General features: G+C 70.3%; 13 protein-coding genes. 4 read left to right on the forward strand and 9 right to left on the reverse strand.

Annotated features, from left to right (window positions below; translation table 11 throughout):
* Positions 1–15: 15 nt before the first annotated feature.
* The 5 genes from ACFWDI_RS29760 to ACFWDI_RS29780 all read right to left on the reverse strand — a co-directional run bounded on the left by ACFWDI_RS29760 (position 16) and on the right by ACFWDI_RS29780 (position 3,951).
* Positions 16–777, reverse strand: coding sequence for an MIP/aquaporin family protein (locus ACFWDI_RS29760; protein ID WP_385308645.1), 762 nt, complete (start codon positions 775–777; stop codon positions 16–18).
* A 304-nt stretch (positions 778–1,081) separates the two neighbouring features.
* On the reverse strand, positions 1,082–2,272 hold the full coding sequence (locus ACFWDI_RS29765) for a lipid-transfer protein (protein WP_385308647.1): 1,191 nt from the start codon (positions 2,270–2,272) through the stop codon (positions 1,082–1,084).
* Entirely contained in the window at positions 2,269–2,700 is a 432-nt protein-coding gene (locus ACFWDI_RS29770; protein ID WP_385308677.1) for a Zn-ribbon domain-containing OB-fold protein, read from the reverse strand. Before ACFWDI_RS29770 ends, ACFWDI_RS29765 begins: the two co-directional genes overlap by 4 nt.
* Positions 2,701–2,765: 65 nt before the next feature.
* On the reverse strand, positions 2,766–3,113 hold the full coding sequence (locus tag ACFWDI_RS29775) for an Mpo1-like protein (protein ID WP_385308649.1): 348 nt from the start codon (positions 3,111–3,113) through the stop codon (positions 2,766–2,768).
* 31 nt (positions 3,114–3,144) lie between these two features.
* Entirely contained in the window at positions 3,145–3,951 is an 807-nt protein-coding gene (locus ACFWDI_RS29780) for a M15 family metallopeptidase (RefSeq protein WP_385308651.1), read from the reverse strand.
* Positions 3,952–4,011: 60 nt separating this feature from the next.
* Between ACFWDI_RS29780 and ACFWDI_RS29785 the strand changes: the two genes are divergently transcribed.
* The gene (locus tag ACFWDI_RS29785) at positions 4,012–4,515 is read left to right on the forward strand and encodes an NUDIX domain-containing protein (protein WP_385308653.1); all 504 of its coding nucleotides are present in this window, start codon (positions 4,012–4,014) and stop codon (positions 4,513–4,515) included.
* Between the two features lie 75 nt (positions 4,516–4,590).
* Here ACFWDI_RS29785 and ACFWDI_RS29790 read toward each other — a convergent pair whose 3' ends face one another.
* On the reverse strand, positions 4,591–6,951 hold the full coding sequence (locus ACFWDI_RS29790) for a glycoside hydrolase family 31 protein (RefSeq protein ID WP_385308655.1): 2,361 nt from the start codon (positions 6,949–6,951) through the stop codon (positions 4,591–4,593).
* A gap of 217 nt (positions 6,952–7,168) precedes the next feature.
* Between ACFWDI_RS29790 and ACFWDI_RS29795 the strand changes: the two genes are divergently transcribed.
* The gene (locus ACFWDI_RS29795; RefSeq protein ID WP_385308657.1) at positions 7,169–9,145 is read left to right on the forward strand and encodes an acetoacetate--CoA ligase; all 1,977 of its coding nucleotides are present in this window, start codon (positions 7,169–7,171) and stop codon (positions 9,143–9,145) included.
* A gap of 152 nt (positions 9,146–9,297) precedes the next feature.
* On the opposite strand, the gene ACFWDI_RS29800 is transcribed toward ACFWDI_RS29795, so the two are convergent.
* Positions 9,298–10,617: an aminotransferase class I/II-fold pyridoxal phosphate-dependent enzyme gene (locus ACFWDI_RS29800; RefSeq protein WP_385308659.1), complete on the reverse strand. Its 1,320-nt coding sequence runs from the start codon at positions 10,615–10,617 to the stop codon at positions 9,298–9,300.
* 47 nt (positions 10,618–10,664) lie between these two features.
* Here ACFWDI_RS29800 and ACFWDI_RS29805 point away from each other — a divergent pair, with 47 nt between their 5' ends.
* Positions 10,665–11,939: an MFS transporter gene (locus tag ACFWDI_RS29805; protein WP_385308661.1), complete on the forward strand. Its 1,275-nt coding sequence runs from the start codon at positions 10,665–10,667 to the stop codon at positions 11,937–11,939.
* 109 nt (positions 11,940–12,048) lie between these two features.
* Positions 12,049–12,912 (forward strand): hypothetical protein, encoded by an 864-nt coding sequence (locus tag ACFWDI_RS29810; protein ID WP_385308663.1) that lies wholly within the window; start codon positions 12,049–12,051, stop codon positions 12,910–12,912.
* A 79-nt stretch (positions 12,913–12,991) separates the two neighbouring features.
* Here the strand turns inward: ACFWDI_RS29810 and ptsP are convergent, their stop codons facing one another.
* Together ptsP and ACFWDI_RS29820 are read right to left on the reverse strand one after the other, a co-directional pair.
* Complete coding sequence (ptsP, locus tag ACFWDI_RS29815; RefSeq protein ID WP_385308665.1) at positions 12,992–14,662, reverse strand: phosphoenolpyruvate--protein phosphotransferase; 1,671 nt, start codon at positions 14,660–14,662, stop codon at positions 12,992–12,994.
* Between the two features lie 78 nt (positions 14,663–14,740).
* Positions 14,741–15,190 (reverse strand): PTS glucose transporter subunit IIA, encoded by a 450-nt coding sequence (locus ACFWDI_RS29820; RefSeq protein ID WP_327322183.1) that lies wholly within the window; start codon positions 15,188–15,190, stop codon positions 14,741–14,743.
* Between the last annotated feature and the right edge of the window lie 401 nt (positions 15,191–15,591).

A 15,591-nucleotide genomic window follows, 5' to 3' on the forward strand; every position in this document is an offset into this window, starting at 1 on the left:
ATGAGGCCGGAAGGCCTAGAAGGCTGCGTTGAAGATGAGGCCGGCCAGCAGCCCGCCGATCACGGGTCCGGCCACCGGCACCCAGGCGTAACCCCAGTCGGAGGATCCCTTGTTGGGGATCGGCAGCAGTGCGTGGGTGATGCGCGGCCCCAGGTCGCGAGCCGGGTTGATGGCGTAGCCGGTCGGCCCGCCGAGCGACAGACCGATGCCGACGACCAGCAGCGAGACCAGCAGGATGGAGATGCCGGAGCCGTAGATCCCGGCGTTCTGCCCGGGGATCTGGCCGATGCCGATGCCGTCGTTCTTGCCGAAGGCCAGTATCGGGAGCACCAGACCGATCGTCGCGATGATCTCGGTGATCAGGTTGGCGGCAGGATTGCGGATCTCCGGACCGGTCGAGAAGATCCCGAGCGTGGGCTGCGCGTTCTTCTCGTCCGCGTTGGCCTGGAACTGCGCGAAGTAGACGAGATAGGCGAGTACGGCGCCGAGGATCGCGCCGATCATCTGTCCGAGGATGTACAGCGGAACCTTGCTCCACTCCCCGGTGTCCACGGCGACGCCCAGTGTCACGGCCGGATTCAGATGACCGCCCGACAGCGGAGCGGCGGTGTAAGCGCCCGCCAGCACACCGAAACCCCAGCCGAAGGCGATGACGACCCAGCCTGCGGCCTTCGCCTTGGAGTGATGGAGGGTGACGGCGGCGCAGACGCCCGCGCCGAAGAGGATGAGTATCGCGGTGCCGATGACTTCACCGACGAAAATGTCTCCATTGCTCATGGCAACTCCTAGGCCCTCGCCCGGGGGCCCTGCCACGGTCCTCCGTGCAGGGTGCGTGCTCCATGGCGTTCGTGCTCCATGGCGTTCCATGGCTACGGATCCGAAGGCAGGGGAGTCCATACCCCGCCCGGCGTCCGTGACGAGCGTGGTGAGCGTGCCGAAGTGCGGCGATGCCGACGATGAGGCAGTGTTCACCGGCCGTGATGGGTCGTCAAGGTCGTTGACAGCAAGTGCAGTTCACGAACGGTGTGTTGACACGCTAGCGGGGAACGTAAGGCAGCGGGAGTACGCCTGGCTGGTCCGCTCAGCGAACAGCTATGACCGCCGAACCATGGCCGAACAGCCCCTGGTTCGCGGTGATCCCGGCGCGGGCACCGGTCACCTGGCGCTCTCCGGCCGCACCGCGCAGCTGCCAGGTCAGCTCGCAGACCTGCGCGATGGCCTGGGCGGGCACGGCTTCGCCGAAGGACGCCAGCCCGCCGCTGACGTTCACCGGGATGCGCCCGCCGAGCGCAGTGGCACCTTCGCGTACGAGCTTGGCTCCTTCACCCGCCCGGCACAGACCGATGTCCTCGTACCACTCCAGCTCCAGCGCGGTGGACAGGTCGTACACCTCGGCGAGCGAGAGGTCGTCGGGCCCGATGCCCGCCTCCTCGTACGCGGCCAGCGCGATCGAGGCGCGGAAGGAGTGCGGGAAGGGTTCCACGGCGGCCGCCGAGTCGGTCGCGATGTCCGGAAGGTCGAGTACGGCCTTCGGATAGGTCGGCGTGACGGTGGAGACGGCGCGGATACGGACCGGGTCGGCGGCCCCGTGCCGACGCGCGAAGTCCATGCTGGTCAGCACCAGCGCGGCCGCGCCGTCGGAGGTCGCGCAGATGTCGAGCAGCCGCAGCGGATCGGCGACCACAGCGGAGGCGGCGACGTCCTCGGCCGAAACGGTCTTGCGGTAGCGGGCGTTGGGGTTGAGCGCGCCCGCCGCCGCGTTCTTGACCTTGACCAGCGCGAAGTCTTCGGGAGTGTCCCCGTACTGGGCCATACGGCGGCGGGCGTAGAGCCCGAAGTACGCGGGGTTGGTCGCGCCGAGCACCCGGAAGCGCAGCCAGTCCGGATCGTCCGGCCGATCGCCCCCGGCGGGTGCGAAGAATCCCTTCGGCGCCGAGTCCGCGCCCACCACCAGCACCACGTCGGCCATCCCGGCAAGGATCTGGGAGCGTGCGGTGTTGATCGCCTGCGCGCCCGAGGCGCACGCCGCGTAGACGCTGGTGACGCGTGCCCCCTGCCAGCCCAGTGCCTGTGCGAACGTCGCCCCCGCCACATACCCGGGATAGCCGCAGCGCATCGTGTCCGCGCCGACCACCGACCGCACCTGCCGCCAGTCGATCCCGGCGTCGGCCAGCGCCGCCCTGGCCGCTGCGGTGCCGTACTCGACGAAGCTGCGGCCCCATTTGCCCCAGGGGTGCATTCCGGCCCCGAGGACCGCCACGTCGCCGGTCATGACGCCGCTCCCACGGGCCGCCAGTGCCAGGTCGTCCAGACGGTCTCCGCATCCTCGTTGAGCACACCCGGTACGACCTCGACCTCCATGCCGACCGCCAGCTCCGCGACGGTCATCCCCGGCACGGCCTGACCGAGGACGACCATCCGCTCGGCCTCGAGCTCGACGGCGAGCAGCGCGTACGGCTCCCACTCCGCTTCCGGGTCGGACACATACGGCGCCGGCGGGCGGTAGCGCCCGTCCGTGTACGACCACACCCGTCCCCGCTTGGAGAGCGGCACCTCCGCCAACTCCCCGCCCGCGCAGGCCGGGTTGCGGCAGTACGAGTCCTCGCGCGGGAAGAAGACCGACGAGCAGGCCGTACAGCGGGTGCCCAGCAGGCGGAAGTCCTCCTCACCGCTGTCCTGTGTGAACCATCCGGCCACCACGGGCGTGCGCGTCAAGGTTCCTCCCCGGCACCGCAATCTGACGGAACGTCAGAAGTGTGCCACGGTCAGCGGTTCTCGGCGAGCCACTTCGCGGCGATCTCGGCCAGTTCGCCGTCCCGGCCGGCCAGCATCATCCGGATCATCTGCACGTCGCCCCGCAGCGACCAGGCGGGATGCCCGAAGGTGGCGGGGTTGTTCTTCTCGATGAAGAAATGGGCCGGCCAGGCCGTCCCGTAGCCGATCAGCGGCAGGGCGGCCGCATACCGCTTCCGCCCGCGCGCCAGCCCGTACGCGCTCACCGCGAGGCCGGTCAGCGTGCCGGTCAGATGGGCCCAGCGGGTCGCGGACCTGGAATGCATCGCGACGTAGTAGGGCCAGAACTCCTCGTACGAATCAAATGTCTGCTGCGCCATATCGGCACCGTAAACCCTCGGCGGAGAACCGTCAGTGCCCGGCGACCGAACGCCACGCCACGGGGAAGTCGAAGAAGGTGTCGGGGAAGGGCTCCGGCTTGAAGGTGAAGTGCCACCACTCCTCGGGAAGGTTCACAAAGCCGACCGCGCTCAGGGTGCTCTTCAGCAACTGCCGGTTGGCGCGCTGCTCGCCCTGAATCCTTGGGTCATCGGTGTGCGACAACGTGTCGAAGCAGTCGAAGCCGGTCCCCATATCGACGGAATTATCCGGGAAACGCTCGGACTTCGGCGAGTAGCACGGGACGAGACGCTCGCCGGGGACGTAGGGCCTGGTGGGCAGGGCCGGCAGTTTCACGATGGTGAGATCGACCGTGCTGCCCCGGCTGTGCCCCGACTTCTCCGCTATGTAACCGTCCTCGAACAGCCGGGACTTGTCGACTTGAGGATAGAACTCCTTTTTCATCGCCTCGTCCTCGAGGTCCTTCGCCCACCGCACGAAGTGGTCGACGGCCCGCTGGGGCCGGTAGCAGTCGTACACCTTGAGTGAGTAGCCCTGCCGCAGCAGCTTCGACTGCGCCCGGTGCAACGCCTGCGCGGTGGGCCGGGTGACGATGCAGAGCGGCTGGCGGTAGCCGTCCACCGGCTCGCCCACGAAGTTGTGCACGGTCTTGTAACGCATCTCCTGGATGATCGTCGGGTCCACGGTACGCAGCGCCACGAACTCCTTCGGAGCCTTCGGTTCAGGATGGGCCTGCGCCATGGGGGTGGTCGCCGCGGTGATGGCGAGGAGAGCGGCGGCCGCCGCGAGGGCGCGGAACGCGGAAGCAAGTCCAGTCATGCGCCCACCGTTTACCACTTCCCGGCCCGGCGGGAAAGGGTGATCGGATACAGTCCGCGCGTGCCCAAGGACTCCCACTGCGGCAACTGCGGAGCGCCGTACGGCCCTCTCGCCGGCTGGCCCCGTACCTGCCCGGCCTGCGGCGAGACCGCGTACCGCAATCCGCTGCCCGTCGCCATCGCGCTGCTTCCGGCCCATGACGCCGACGGCACCGGACTCGTCGTCATCACCCGCACCATCGAACCGCAGCGCGGCGGCATCGCCCTGCCCGGCGGCTTCATCGACCACGGCGAGGACTGGCAGCAGGCGGTCGTACGGGAGCTGAGGGAGGAAACCGGCATCGAGGCGGCGCGCGCGGACGTCCGGCTCGCCGACGCGCTGAGCTCGCCGGACGGCTATCTCCTCCTCTTCGGCCTGCTGCCGGAACGTACCGCGGCGGACCTCCCCGGCCCGGCGCCCACGGACGAGACGGACGGCTGGCATCTGCTGCACGGCCCCGCCGAGCTGGCGTTCCCGCTGCACACCATTGCCGTACGGAACTGGTTCGCCGGCCACTACGGCTGAGTGCGGACCGGAAGCCGCCTGTGGGTGCGGACCGGAAGCCGCGTGTGAGTGTGGATCGGGAAGAGCCGCGTGCCCTTACGGCTGACCACCCAGCCCGTGCACCCTCACCCGCCACCGCGGCGGAGCGGACCCGTCCCCCTTGATCTGCTTCACCACGACCCGCCCGTCCACCAGCCGCGTCGTATACCGCTCCACCTCCGCCTGCTCCCAGCCGTCACCCAAGTCCGGGACCACCAGACCGCCGCCCTTGCGCCCCTCGGCCGGCGCCCACACCTCCAGCTCCATCCCGCCGTCCGCGCCCCGTACCGGGATCACCGCGCCACCCCGCGCCAGCACCGGGATACGCGACAGAGGCGCGTCCACCAGCACCTGCCCCGGCCCCTCGTACGCCTGCCCGGTCGCCGTGTCGTACCACCGGCCGCGCGGCAGCCGCACCGCCCGCCGGTCCGTCCCGCGCTCCAGCACCGGCGCGACGAGCAGCGCGTCGCCGAGCAGAAAGGCGTCCTCACAGTCGCGCAGCACCCGGTCCTGTGGAGACGCCCACCACAGCGGCCGCGCATACGGCGCCCCGGTCCGCCTCGCCAGGTGCGCCAGCGTGACGAAGTAGGGGCGCAGCCGCTCCCGTTCGGCGAGCGCCGCCTTCGCACAGGCGAGCACCTGCGGGCCGAACTCCCAAGGCTCCCTGCGCCCCGCGTCGATCGCCGCATGCGTACGGAACAACGGCAGTTGCGCCCCCAGCTGGAACCAGCGCAGATACAGCTCAGGCGACGGAATGCCGTCGAAGCCGCCCACATCCGGACCGGAGTACGGGACGCCGCACAGCCCGAGCCCCAGCACCAGGGAGAGCGAGGCGCGCAGCCCGGGCCAGCCGGTGGACACATCTCCTGACCAGGTGCCTCCGTACCGCTGCATACCCGCCCAGCCGGAGCGCGAGAAGAGGAAAGGCCGCTCCTGCGGGCGCAGCTGCCGCAGCCCCTCGTACCCGGCGCGCGCCATCGCGAGGCCGTACACATTGTGGGCCTCCCGGTGGTCGCCCCCACGCCCCTCCAGCGCGTGCCGGGCGGAGCGCGGCAGCGTCATATCGCCGAACGGCGTGAAGGACACCGGTTCGTTCATGTCGTGCCACACTCCGGAGAACCCCTGCGCCAGCCGCTCCTCGTACAGCTCTCCCCACCACCGGCGGACCGCCGGATCGGTGAAGTCCGGATAGACACAGTCGCCGGGCCAGACGACGCCCCGCACCTCCTTGCCCCGTGCGTCCCGCACGAAGGCTCCCGCCGTTTTCCCGCTGTCGTACACCGCGTTCCCGGCTTCCGCCTTCACCGCCGGATCGACGATGGAGACCAGCCGGACCCCGTCCTCGCGCAGCTCCCCGGCCATCGCCGGCAGATCGGGAAAACGTTCCCGGTCGACGGTGAAGACCTGGTGCGCGTCGTAGTGGTCGATGTCGAGATGGACCGCGGACAGCGGAAGTTCCCGCTCCCGGTAGCCTGCGACGATCCGGCGCACCTCCTGCTCGCTGCCGAAACCCCACCGCGCATGCTGCGGGCCCAGCGCCCAGGACGGCGGCAGCGCGGGCGCGCCCGTCAGCTGCGTCCAGCCGGCCAGTACGCGCGCGGGCGTGCCCACGACCACCCAGCAGCGCAACGGCCCGCCGCCCATCCGAACCTCACTGGTGCCCGGCCGGTCGTGCCCGGAGCCCGCGCCCTCCTCGCCCTCCCGCAGGGTGACCCGGCCCTCCCAGGAGTTGTCGTGGAAGGCGAGATGGGTACCCGCGTCGGCGACCACCAACTGCACCGGCATGGTGATGTACAGCGGATCGTCCTCGGGACCGAAGCTGCCCCTGGGGTCGGTGTTCCACAGCCGGTACGTGCCGTCGCGCAGCCGCGGTCCGGACGCCCGGCCGCCCAGCCCGAAGAAACGCGCGTCCGCAGGTACTTCGGTCCGCTGCACCCACCGCGCCGGACCACCCTGCACCGGCTCCCACCAGCGCGGCGGCAGATCCCGGCGCAGTACGACACCGCCGGGCGTCCGGATCTCGACGGCGCCGTGCCGGGAGACCTCGACCGTCACCCGCTCCGACACCACGCGCCAGCCGTCGTCCTTGTCGGGTTCCAGCACGGCGCGCGGATCCGGCTCGGGAGGCGTGCCGTCGAGCGCGTACGACGGCTCGGGCTCCGCGCCGTCCCAGCCCCAGAAGACCGCCCCACCGGCCGCGACCCGGATGCGCAGCTCCGAACGGGCGAACCGTATGATCCCGCCGCCGGGCAGCGGCTCGGCGCCGCTCACCTGTCCGGGCACCCTGGCCCGTTCCGCTCCCCGGGCGGGCAGCCCCCGGGCGTCGGTCCGTCGTTGTCGCCATGCCGAGCGTGCCGCGCGCAGCCCCCGCACCGTTCCGAAGATCTTCACCGAGCGCACCAGCCCACGACCGTCCATGCAGCTCACCCTGCCATCCGGCGGGGCGTACGTGGGGTTTGTTCAACTCCCGTTCACCCGTGGTCAGAGCACATATACCCTCGTCCGACCATGGGTGGTGAGCCCTGGTGCGAATGACGATCACATGGCATCGTCCCTGTCAGCCGCGTCACGCGCACACCCCGCTCGTGCGCGTGACACACGCAGACACCGCGTAGAGCCACCCGGGAGCCGCACCATGACCTCAGCAGCGAACCCTGCCCCTCTCTGGCAGCCGGACCCCGACCGCATCGCAGCCGCCCGGATCACCCGTTTCCAGGCCTGGGCCGCCGAGCGCCACGGAGCCCCGGCCGAGGGCGGCTACGCGGCGCTGCACCGCTGGTCCGTCGACGAGCTCGAGACCTTCTGGCGGGCGGTCGCCGACTGGTTCGATGTGCGGTTCTCCACTCCGTACGAGCGTGTTCTCGCCGATCCCGCCATGCCCGGCGCCCAGTGGTTCCCGGGTGCCACCCTCAACTACGCGGAGCATGCGCTGCGCACCGCCGAGGACCCGGCCCGCGCCCATGACGCGGCGCTGCTGCATGTGGACGAAACACATGAGCCGACGCCGATCAGCTGGTCGGAGCTGCGCCGCCAGGTCGGGGCGCTCGCCGCCGAACTGCGTGCCCTCGGTGTACGCCCCGGAGACCGCGTCAGCGGCTACCTCCCGAACATCCCGCAGGCGGTCACCGCCCTGCTCGCCACCGCGGCCGTCGGCGCGGTCTGGACCTCCTGCGCGCCCGACTTCGGCGCCCGCAGCGTCCTCGACCGCTTCCAGCAGGTCGAGCCCGTCGTCCTGTTCACCGTCGACGGCTACCGCTACGGCGGCAAGGCACACGACCGCACCGAGACCGTCGCCGAGCTGCGCCGCGAACTGCCCACCCTGCGCGCCGTGATCCACATCCCGCTGCTCGGCACCGAAGCCCCCGAAGGCGCCCACGACTGGTCCGCGGTCACCGCCGGTGACGCTGAACCCGTCTTCGAACAGGTCCCCTTCGACCACCCGCTCTGGGTGCTGTACTCCTCCGGCACGACGGGCCTGCCGAAGGCCATCGTCCAGTCGCAGGGCGGCATCCTGCTGGAGCACTTCAAGCAGCTCGGCCTGCACTGTGACCTCGGCCCCGAGGACCGCTTCTTCTGGTACACCTCCACCGGCTGGATGATGTGGAACTTCCTCGTCTCCGGCCTGCTCACCGGCACCACGGTGGTCCTGTACGACGGCAGCCCCGGCTACCCCGACACCGGCGCACAGTGGCGCATCGCCGAGCGCACCCGGGCCACCCTCTTCGGCACCTCCGCCGCATACGTGATGGCCTGCCGCAAGGCGGACGTCCACCCCGCGCGCGACCACGACCTCTCCCGTATCAAATGCGTCGCCACCACCGGCTCCCCGCTCCCGCCCGACGGCTTCCGCTGGCTGCACGACGAGGTGGCCGAGGACCTGTGGATCGCCTCGGTCAGCGGTGGCACGGACGTGTGCAGCTGCTTCGCCGGCGCGGTGCCCACTCTGCCCGTGCACATCGGCGAACTCCAGGCCGCCTGTCTCGGCACCGACCTCCAGTCCTGGGACCCTCAGGGCAAGCCGCTCATCGGCGAGGTCGGCGAACTGATCGTCACCAAGCCCATGCCGTCCATGCCGATCCGGTTCTGGAACGACCCCGACGGCAGCCGCTACCGCGAGAGCTACTTCGAGATGTTCCCCGGCGCCTGGCGGCACGGCGACTGGATCACCATCACCGACCGGGGCTCCGTCGTCATCCACGGCCGCTCGGACTCGACGCTGAACCGTCAGGGTGTCAGGATGGGCTCGGCCGACATCTACGAAGCCGTCGAACGCCTCCCGGAGATCCGCGAGTCGCTGGTCATCGGCCTGGAGGAACCGGACGGCGGCTACTGGATGCCGCTCTTCGTCCACCTCTCCGAAGGCGCCACCCTCGACGACGGCCTGCGGGCGCGCATCAAGCAGACGATCCGCGAACAGCTCTCCCCGCGGCATGTCCCGGACGACATCATCGAGGTCCCCGGCGTCCCGCACACCCTCACCGGCAAGCGCATCGAGGTGCCGGTGAAGCGCCTCCTGCAGGGCACGGCACTGGCGAAGGCGGTCAACCCCGGCTCGGTCGACAATCTCGAACTGCTGCGATTCTACGAAGACATCGCCCGCAAACGCGGCTAGCAACGAGCCCCAGATCAAGCCCGTCCGGTTTCCGAGGCGCGGGTGCCGGAATCCAAGCCCGTCCGGTTTCCGAGGCGCGGGTGCCGGAAACCAAGCCCGTCCGGCGATTGAGGACAAAACGGCAGCCGGACGGCCCCGGCAGAAAAACCGCACTACCCCCCGTACGTGGCCTCGGACTCACCCAGCACCGCCGCGAAGTCCGAGGCCAGCCTCCCCGCCTCCGCCGGCTCCAGCTCCGCCGTCGTGATCCTTACACCCGGCCCCGAGGCGATCCGGAACCTCGCCCCTGCCGCGACCCACCAGCCCCTGGACCGCAGCCCGTTGACGACTGCGGACTCGTCCCGCACCGGCACCCACACATTCATACCGCTCACACCATGTGCGTCGACACCATGTGAGCCCAGCGCGGCCACCAGGGCCGCTCGCCGCTCCCCGTAGGCCGTACGCGCCCGCCCCACCTGCGCCATCGTGTCCCGATCGGTCATCAGCCCGAGCACGGTCCGCTGCAGCAGATGACTGATCCAGCCGGATGTCAGCAGCAGCCGGCCGTCGTGCCGCGCCAGCGTCGTCGGATCGCAGGCGGCCGCGGCCCACCGCAGATCAGTCCCCAGATACTTGGTGACGGTCCGGACATGCGCCCAGCGTGAAAGGGCTCCCGCGGTGAGAGAGTTGAGCGGCGCGCCCGAGATGTCCGAGGCGTGGTCGTTCTCGATCACCAGTACCTCGGGCGAGTCCCGCAGTACGTCCACCAGCGCGTCGCGCCGCCCGGCCGAGAAGCAGCCACCGTACGGATTCTGTGCCCGCGGACTGGACACGACGGCCCGTGCCCCCGCCCGCAGCGCCGCGTCCAGCGCCTCCGGCCGCATGCCCTCGTCATCCACCGCCACCGCCACCGACCGCAGCCCCAACGCCTGCACCAGATCGAGCAGATGGTGGTAGCCCGGATCCTCCATCGCCACCGCATCGCCCGGTCGCAGCTCGGTGGAGAGCAGCCGCGCCACACAGTCGAGCGCCCCGTGCGCGAAGGTGATGTCCTCGACCGGCACCCCTTCGTCACCGATCCAGGCCCGGACCGACTGCTCCAGCTCCGGCAGCCTGGGGGCCGAACGGTGCGAACGGGCCCCGGGGGAGAGTCGCGCGGGCGGCATCAGGTCCGGCAGGAAGACCGGATCGGGGTGCCCGCCGGCCAGATCCCGCAGCCCCTCGGGCACCTTCGGCGGCCGCCGGGAAGCCACTGCCGGCGCCGCGGAGACCACCGTCCCGCCCCGTCCACGCGTCACCACGACACCGCGTCGACGCAGCTCCTTGTACGCCGTCGCGACCGTCCCGGCGCTGACCCCGAGATCGTCGGCGAGCCGCCGGACAGGCGGCAGGGCGTCCCCGGGCCCCAAGCCCCCGTCCGCCACGGCCCGTTCGACGGACGCGGCAATCCCCTTGGCGGTCGTACCCTCGATCGAATATTGTGCTGCCACGTAACTAACTATGTATCAATACATAACTCACGTCAAGGGGGGAACCGGTGAGCCTGCTCCACCGCCGGGCCGCACTGAAAGACCGCATCCCAGGAGGCCGCGACGGGCGTCGCATGCTGGGCATCACCCTGGTCGACAAGACGGGCAACGGCCTCTGGACCGCCACACAGGCGCTCTACTTCACCTACGTCACCGGCCTGTCCATCGCCGAGGTGGGTCTCCTCATCTCGATCTCCGCCGGTATCGGCATCGCCGGCGCGCCGATCGCAGGCCGTATCGCCGACCGGCTGCCCATCACCCGCGTCCTCATCGCCGCCCAGCTCCTGCGCGCCACCGCGGGCCTCGCCCTGCTCACCACCGACCACTTCGCACCGCTGCTGGTCATCGCGGCCTTCGGCAGTCTCGGCGACCGCGCGGCCAACGTCCTCACCAAGCTCTACGCCGCCCGCATCGCCGGCTCCGAGCGCGTCCGCTACCAGGCCGTGAACCGCACCGTCGGCAACACCGGCTTCGCCATCGGCGGCCTTGCCGCCGCGGCCGCCCTCGGCATCGGTACCACCGCCGCGTACCAGTCACTTCTCGCGGGCAACGCGCTCACCTCCCTGTGCGCCGCCCTCCTGACCCTGCGCTGCGGCGAGCCCCCCGCCCCGTCACGCGTCGTCACCGGATCCGGCAGCACGACCGCCGCCGCGAAGCCCGCCAACCCCTGGCGCGACCGCACCTATCTCCTCTACGTGGCCAGTGAAGCGGTGCTCTTCCTCGACGACGCGGTCTTCATGGTCGGGCTGCCGCTCTGGATCGTGCACGCCACCGAAGCCCCGCACGGCCTGGCCCCGCTTCTGCTCGTCCTGAACAACGTGATGGTGGTGGCCCTCCAGATCCCCCTCGCCCGATTCGGCGCCACCACACAGGCCGCCCGGCGGCTGCTCGGACCGCTCGCGGTCGCCTTCGCGGCCGGCACCCTCGCCATGAGTGTGTCCGCAGTCGACAGCCGCTGGCTCGCGATCACCGCACTTGTCCTCGCCGCCACCGCACTCACGCTGGCGGAGATCCTCCACGCCACCATCTCCTGGGAACTCTCCGTCGCTCTCGCCCCCGACGAGGCACAGGGCGCCTACCTCGGAGTGCACGGAGTGGCCGCATCGGCCCAGCGCAGCGCCGGCCCGCTGATCGTCACCGGAGCCATCGCGGCAGGCCCCGCAGGCTGGGCACTGCTGGGTGCCGGACTGGTGGCCACCTGCTTCGCCCAGAGCCGGCTCGTACGGAACCAACTGCCCGACCCCGCATTGTCAGTGCCGCCAGTTACGGTGAGTCACCAGTAGTCAACAGTGCTCAGGGGGAGAGATGGCGTACACCAAGCAGTCCAAGCAGTCCCGCCGGCCCAAGCGGTCAACGCGGTCCACACATCAACGGTCCAGGAACAACGCATCCATGCGGCGCACCCTGCGCCGCGAAGTCCCCGGCACCGTAGGCCTGCTGGCCGACGAGCAGGACTTCACCGCGATGCGCCGCTACCGCACCTTCACCTTCGACGACCACGCGAGCTACCTCCGGCAGGTCGACGACCTGCTCAGAACCCTCGCCTCCCGGCAACTGCACACCACCGTCGCACTCTTCGATCCCGAGGACTTCACGGAGTACTGCGCGGAAGCGGGCCTCGATCCCGACGCGGCCATGAGCCGCTCCCGCTACACCGCGGAAATCGCCGGCCGCGGCGCCACCGTCCCGTACACCGGCCAGCCCCTCGACAGCCTGCTGCCCCAGCTCATCAACAAGGCAGTCCGGCAGGCCACTTGGGAGTACGCCACGATGCTCCTCGCCGACCTCGGAGAGTGCGCCGACTGCGGCCAGGACATCGGCAGGACCGCCTTCGACCGGGCCTCGCGCATCCTGATGCGACTGCTCGAGGAGGCCGGACCCGGCACACACCACCTCGTCTGCAGCGTCCCCGCCTCCAGTGAACAACTCCTCGCCGTCCTGCACGCCGAAGGAGCCACAGCGGCACCCGCCCACCTGGACGCCTCCGAGGGCGCGGAGTTCGTCACCGTCCTCGCGGCAGGCATCGCCCTCGAGAGCCCTGGCGGAGTAGTCCTTCGTACAAGCGCTCCCGGTGCCCCGGACCACCTCCACGGCTGGCGGCTCCACCAGGGCCGACTCCTCCCGCTCACCGCCGGCGAGGTCTTCAGCGCCTACTGCACCGACGCCACCACCGGCGAACCACTGTCCCCGGAGCCCGGGGTGGAGTACTGCGCGGGCTTCGACATCACCACCGACGACCCGGGGAACCATCACTGAACGCCCAAGGGGCTCCCTGCCGTCCCCGGCAGGAAGCCCCTTCGGCATCCGTCTGCTGAAACCCGCCTACTGATACCGACTACTCGCCGGAGAGCACCGCCCGGGCGGCCACGCGGGCCTCCTCGGCGGTGTCCGTGGCACGGGCCGCGGCGGCAGCCCGCTCGCACTGGGCGAGCGTGTACTTCGCCAGCGTCGCCCGCACATACGGAATCGACGCCGCACCCATGGACAGCGAGGTCACACCGAGACCGGTGAGCACACACGCGAGCAGCGGATCGGAGGCGGCTTCACCACACACACCACAGCTCTTGCCCTCGGCCTTCGCGGCCTCGGCCGACAGCGCCACCAGATCCAGCAGCGCCGGCTGCCACGGATCCTGCAGCCGCGACACCGCACCCACCTGACGGTCGGCGGCGAAGGTGTACTGCGCGAGGTCATTGGTCCCCAGCGAAAGGAACTCCACCTCCTGCAGGATCGAACGCGCCCGCAGCGCGGCGGACGGAATCTCCACCATCGCACCGAACTTCGCCCGCAGCCCGGCCTCGCGGCACGCGTCCGCGAACGCCTTGGCATCCGTGCGATCGGCCACCATCGGCGCCATCACCTCGAGGTACACCGGCAGCCCCTCGGCGGCCTTGGCCAGCGCCGTCAGCTGCGACCGCAGCACCTCCGGGTGGTCCAGCAGACTGCGCAGCCCGCGCACACCCAACGCCGGGTTCGGCTCGTCGGCCGGAGTCAGGAAGTCGAGCGGCTTGTCCGCACCGGCGTCCAGTACCCGCACGACCACCCGGCCCTCGGGGAATGCCTCGAGCACCTTGCGGTACGCCTCGACCTGCTTCTCCTCGGACGGCGCCTGCTTGCTGTCGTCGAGGAAGAGGAACTCCGTACGGAACAACCCGACACCTTCGGCACCGGCCTCCACCGCGGCCGGCACATCGGCGGGTCCGCCGACATTGGCCAGCAGCGGCACCTTGTGCCCGTCCGATGTCGCCCCCGGCCCGCTGGTAGCGGCAAGGGCGGCCTTCCGCTCCGCCGCGGCCCGCTCCATCTCGGCGCGCTTCTCGTCGCTCGGCTCGACGAAGATCTCGCCCGTGCTGCCGTCCACCGCGATCAGTGTGCCCTCGGCCAGCTCACAGGCGCCCGGCAGCGCCACCACGGCGGGAACTCCGAGCGCCCGCGCCAGAATGGCGCTGTGACTCGTCGGTCCGCCCTCTTCGGTCACGAACCCGAGCACCAACGCCGGGTCGAGCAGCGCGGTGTCCGCCGGCGCGAGATCCCGCGCGATCAGTACATACGGCTCGTCGCTGTCCGGCACACCCGGCATCGGCACGCCGAGCAGCCGAGCGACGATCCGGTTCCGTACGTCATCGAGGTCCGCGACCCGACCGGCCAGGTACTCACCGGCACCCGCCAGCAGCGCGCGGTACGCGGCGAGCGCGTCGTACACCGCGCGCTCGGCAGTGCTGCCGACGGCGATGCGCCGATCCACGTCTGCCATGAGCTCCGGGTCCTGCGCCATCATGGCCTGCGCCTCGAGCACAGCCTGCGCCTCGCCACCTGCCAGATTGCCCCGAGCAATCAGGTCGGCGGCCACAGCTTCCACGGCCTTGCGAGCGCGCCCCTGTTCGCGCTCCGCGTCCTCCGCCGGAATCTGCTTGGCCGGCGGTTCCAGGACCGCCGTGCCCATGTGCCGAACCTCGCCGATCGCCACACCGTGGCTCACGCCGACGCCTCGCAGCGTTGTCTGCATTTGACCCGTCTCCGATTGAGCGACGGCAGTTGCCGCCGCGATGGATGTCCAACTGACGCCGCCACCGCGGCGTCGGCGTCACTGCCAGCCGAAGAGGGTGTCGCCGGCCTTCACGTCGCCGTCCTCGCGGACGTCGGAGAGGGAGTCGGCCGTGGCCTCGAGCGCCACGATCGGACAGATGGCGGACTTCCCGGCAGCCTCGACGGCCGACGGGTCCCAGCGCACCACGGACTGTCCGCGCTGGACAGTGTCGCCCTTGTTGACGAGCAGCTCGAAGCCTTGGCCGTTGAGCTGAACAGTGTCGATGCCGAGGTGCGTCAGCACTCCGTGCCCCTGATCGTCGACGACGACGAAGGCGTGCGGGTGCAGGGAGATGATGACGCCGTCAACGGGGGCGACGACCTCCGACGGCTCACGCACGGGGTCAATAGCAGTACCGGGGCCGACCATCGCACCGGAGAACACCGGATCAGGCACAGCCGCGAGTCCGATGGCACGTCCGGCAAGAGGGGACGTCACTGTGGTCATGGAGCCTCCCAGGGGCGGAGATTCGTACGGCGTCGTCACTGCCTGTCCTGGACGACGCACTGTTCAGAAGGGTAAGTCACAAGAAGTCCTAGTTCCGCGTGAGTGCTACCAGTTGGCGGACCTAGGTGCGCACCGGAAACGATTTGCCTCGTCTCCCGGCGACCGGTAGTGTCGAACCCCTGCCTGACCCCAACGCGACGTTGAGTCGGGGGTCGGCAGCAGCTATCAAGCCGAGATTCTAACTGGTCTAAACCTCTGCATGTCCGCAGGGCGGTGGTCAGGAAGAGCAAAAGAGCCTGATAGAGTTTGGAAACACCGAAGGGAAGCGCCCGGAGGGCCCCGTGAAAAGGGTCTGAAGGAAGCGTCCGTTCCTTGAGAACTCAACAGCGTGCCAAAAGTCA

This window comes from Streptomyces sp. NPDC060064 (assembly GCF_042736455.1).
Taxonomy (GTDB): Bacteria; Actinomycetota; Actinomycetes; order Streptomycetales; family Streptomycetaceae; genus Streptomyces.

Coding starts and splice junctions, on each gene's coding strand:
- ACFWDI_RS29820 (WP_327322183.1), bottom strand. CDS start 15,190: ATGACCACAGTGACGTCCCCTCTTGCCGGACGTGCCATCGGACTCGCG.
- ACFWDI_RS29790 (WP_385308655.1), bottom strand. CDS start 6,951: ATGGACGGTCGTGGGCTGGTGCGCTCGGTGAAGATCTTCGGAACGGTG.
- ptsP (WP_385308665.1), bottom strand. CDS start 14,662: ATGCAGACAACGCTGCGAGGCGTCGGCGTGAGCCACGGTGTGGCGATC.
- ACFWDI_RS29780 (WP_385308651.1), bottom strand. CDS start 3,951: ATGACTGGACTTGCTTCCGCGTTCCGCGCCCTCGCGGCGGCCGCCGCT.
- ACFWDI_RS29760 (WP_385308645.1), bottom strand. CDS start 777: ATGAGCAATGGAGACATTTTCGTCGGTGAAGTCATCGGCACCGCGATA.
- ACFWDI_RS29810 (WP_385308663.1), top strand. CDS start 12,049: ATGCGGCGCACCCTGCGCCGCGAAGTCCCCGGCACCGTAGGCCTGCTG.
- ACFWDI_RS29765 (WP_385308647.1), bottom strand. CDS start 2,272: ATGACCGGCGACGTGGCGGTCCTCGGGGCCGGAATGCACCCCTGGGGC.
- ACFWDI_RS29795 (WP_385308657.1), top strand. CDS start 7,169: ATGACCTCAGCAGCGAACCCTGCCCCTCTCTGGCAGCCGGACCCCGAC.
- ACFWDI_RS29775 (WP_385308649.1), bottom strand. CDS start 3,113: ATGGCGCAGCAGACATTTGATTCGTACGAGGAGTTCTGGCCCTACTAC.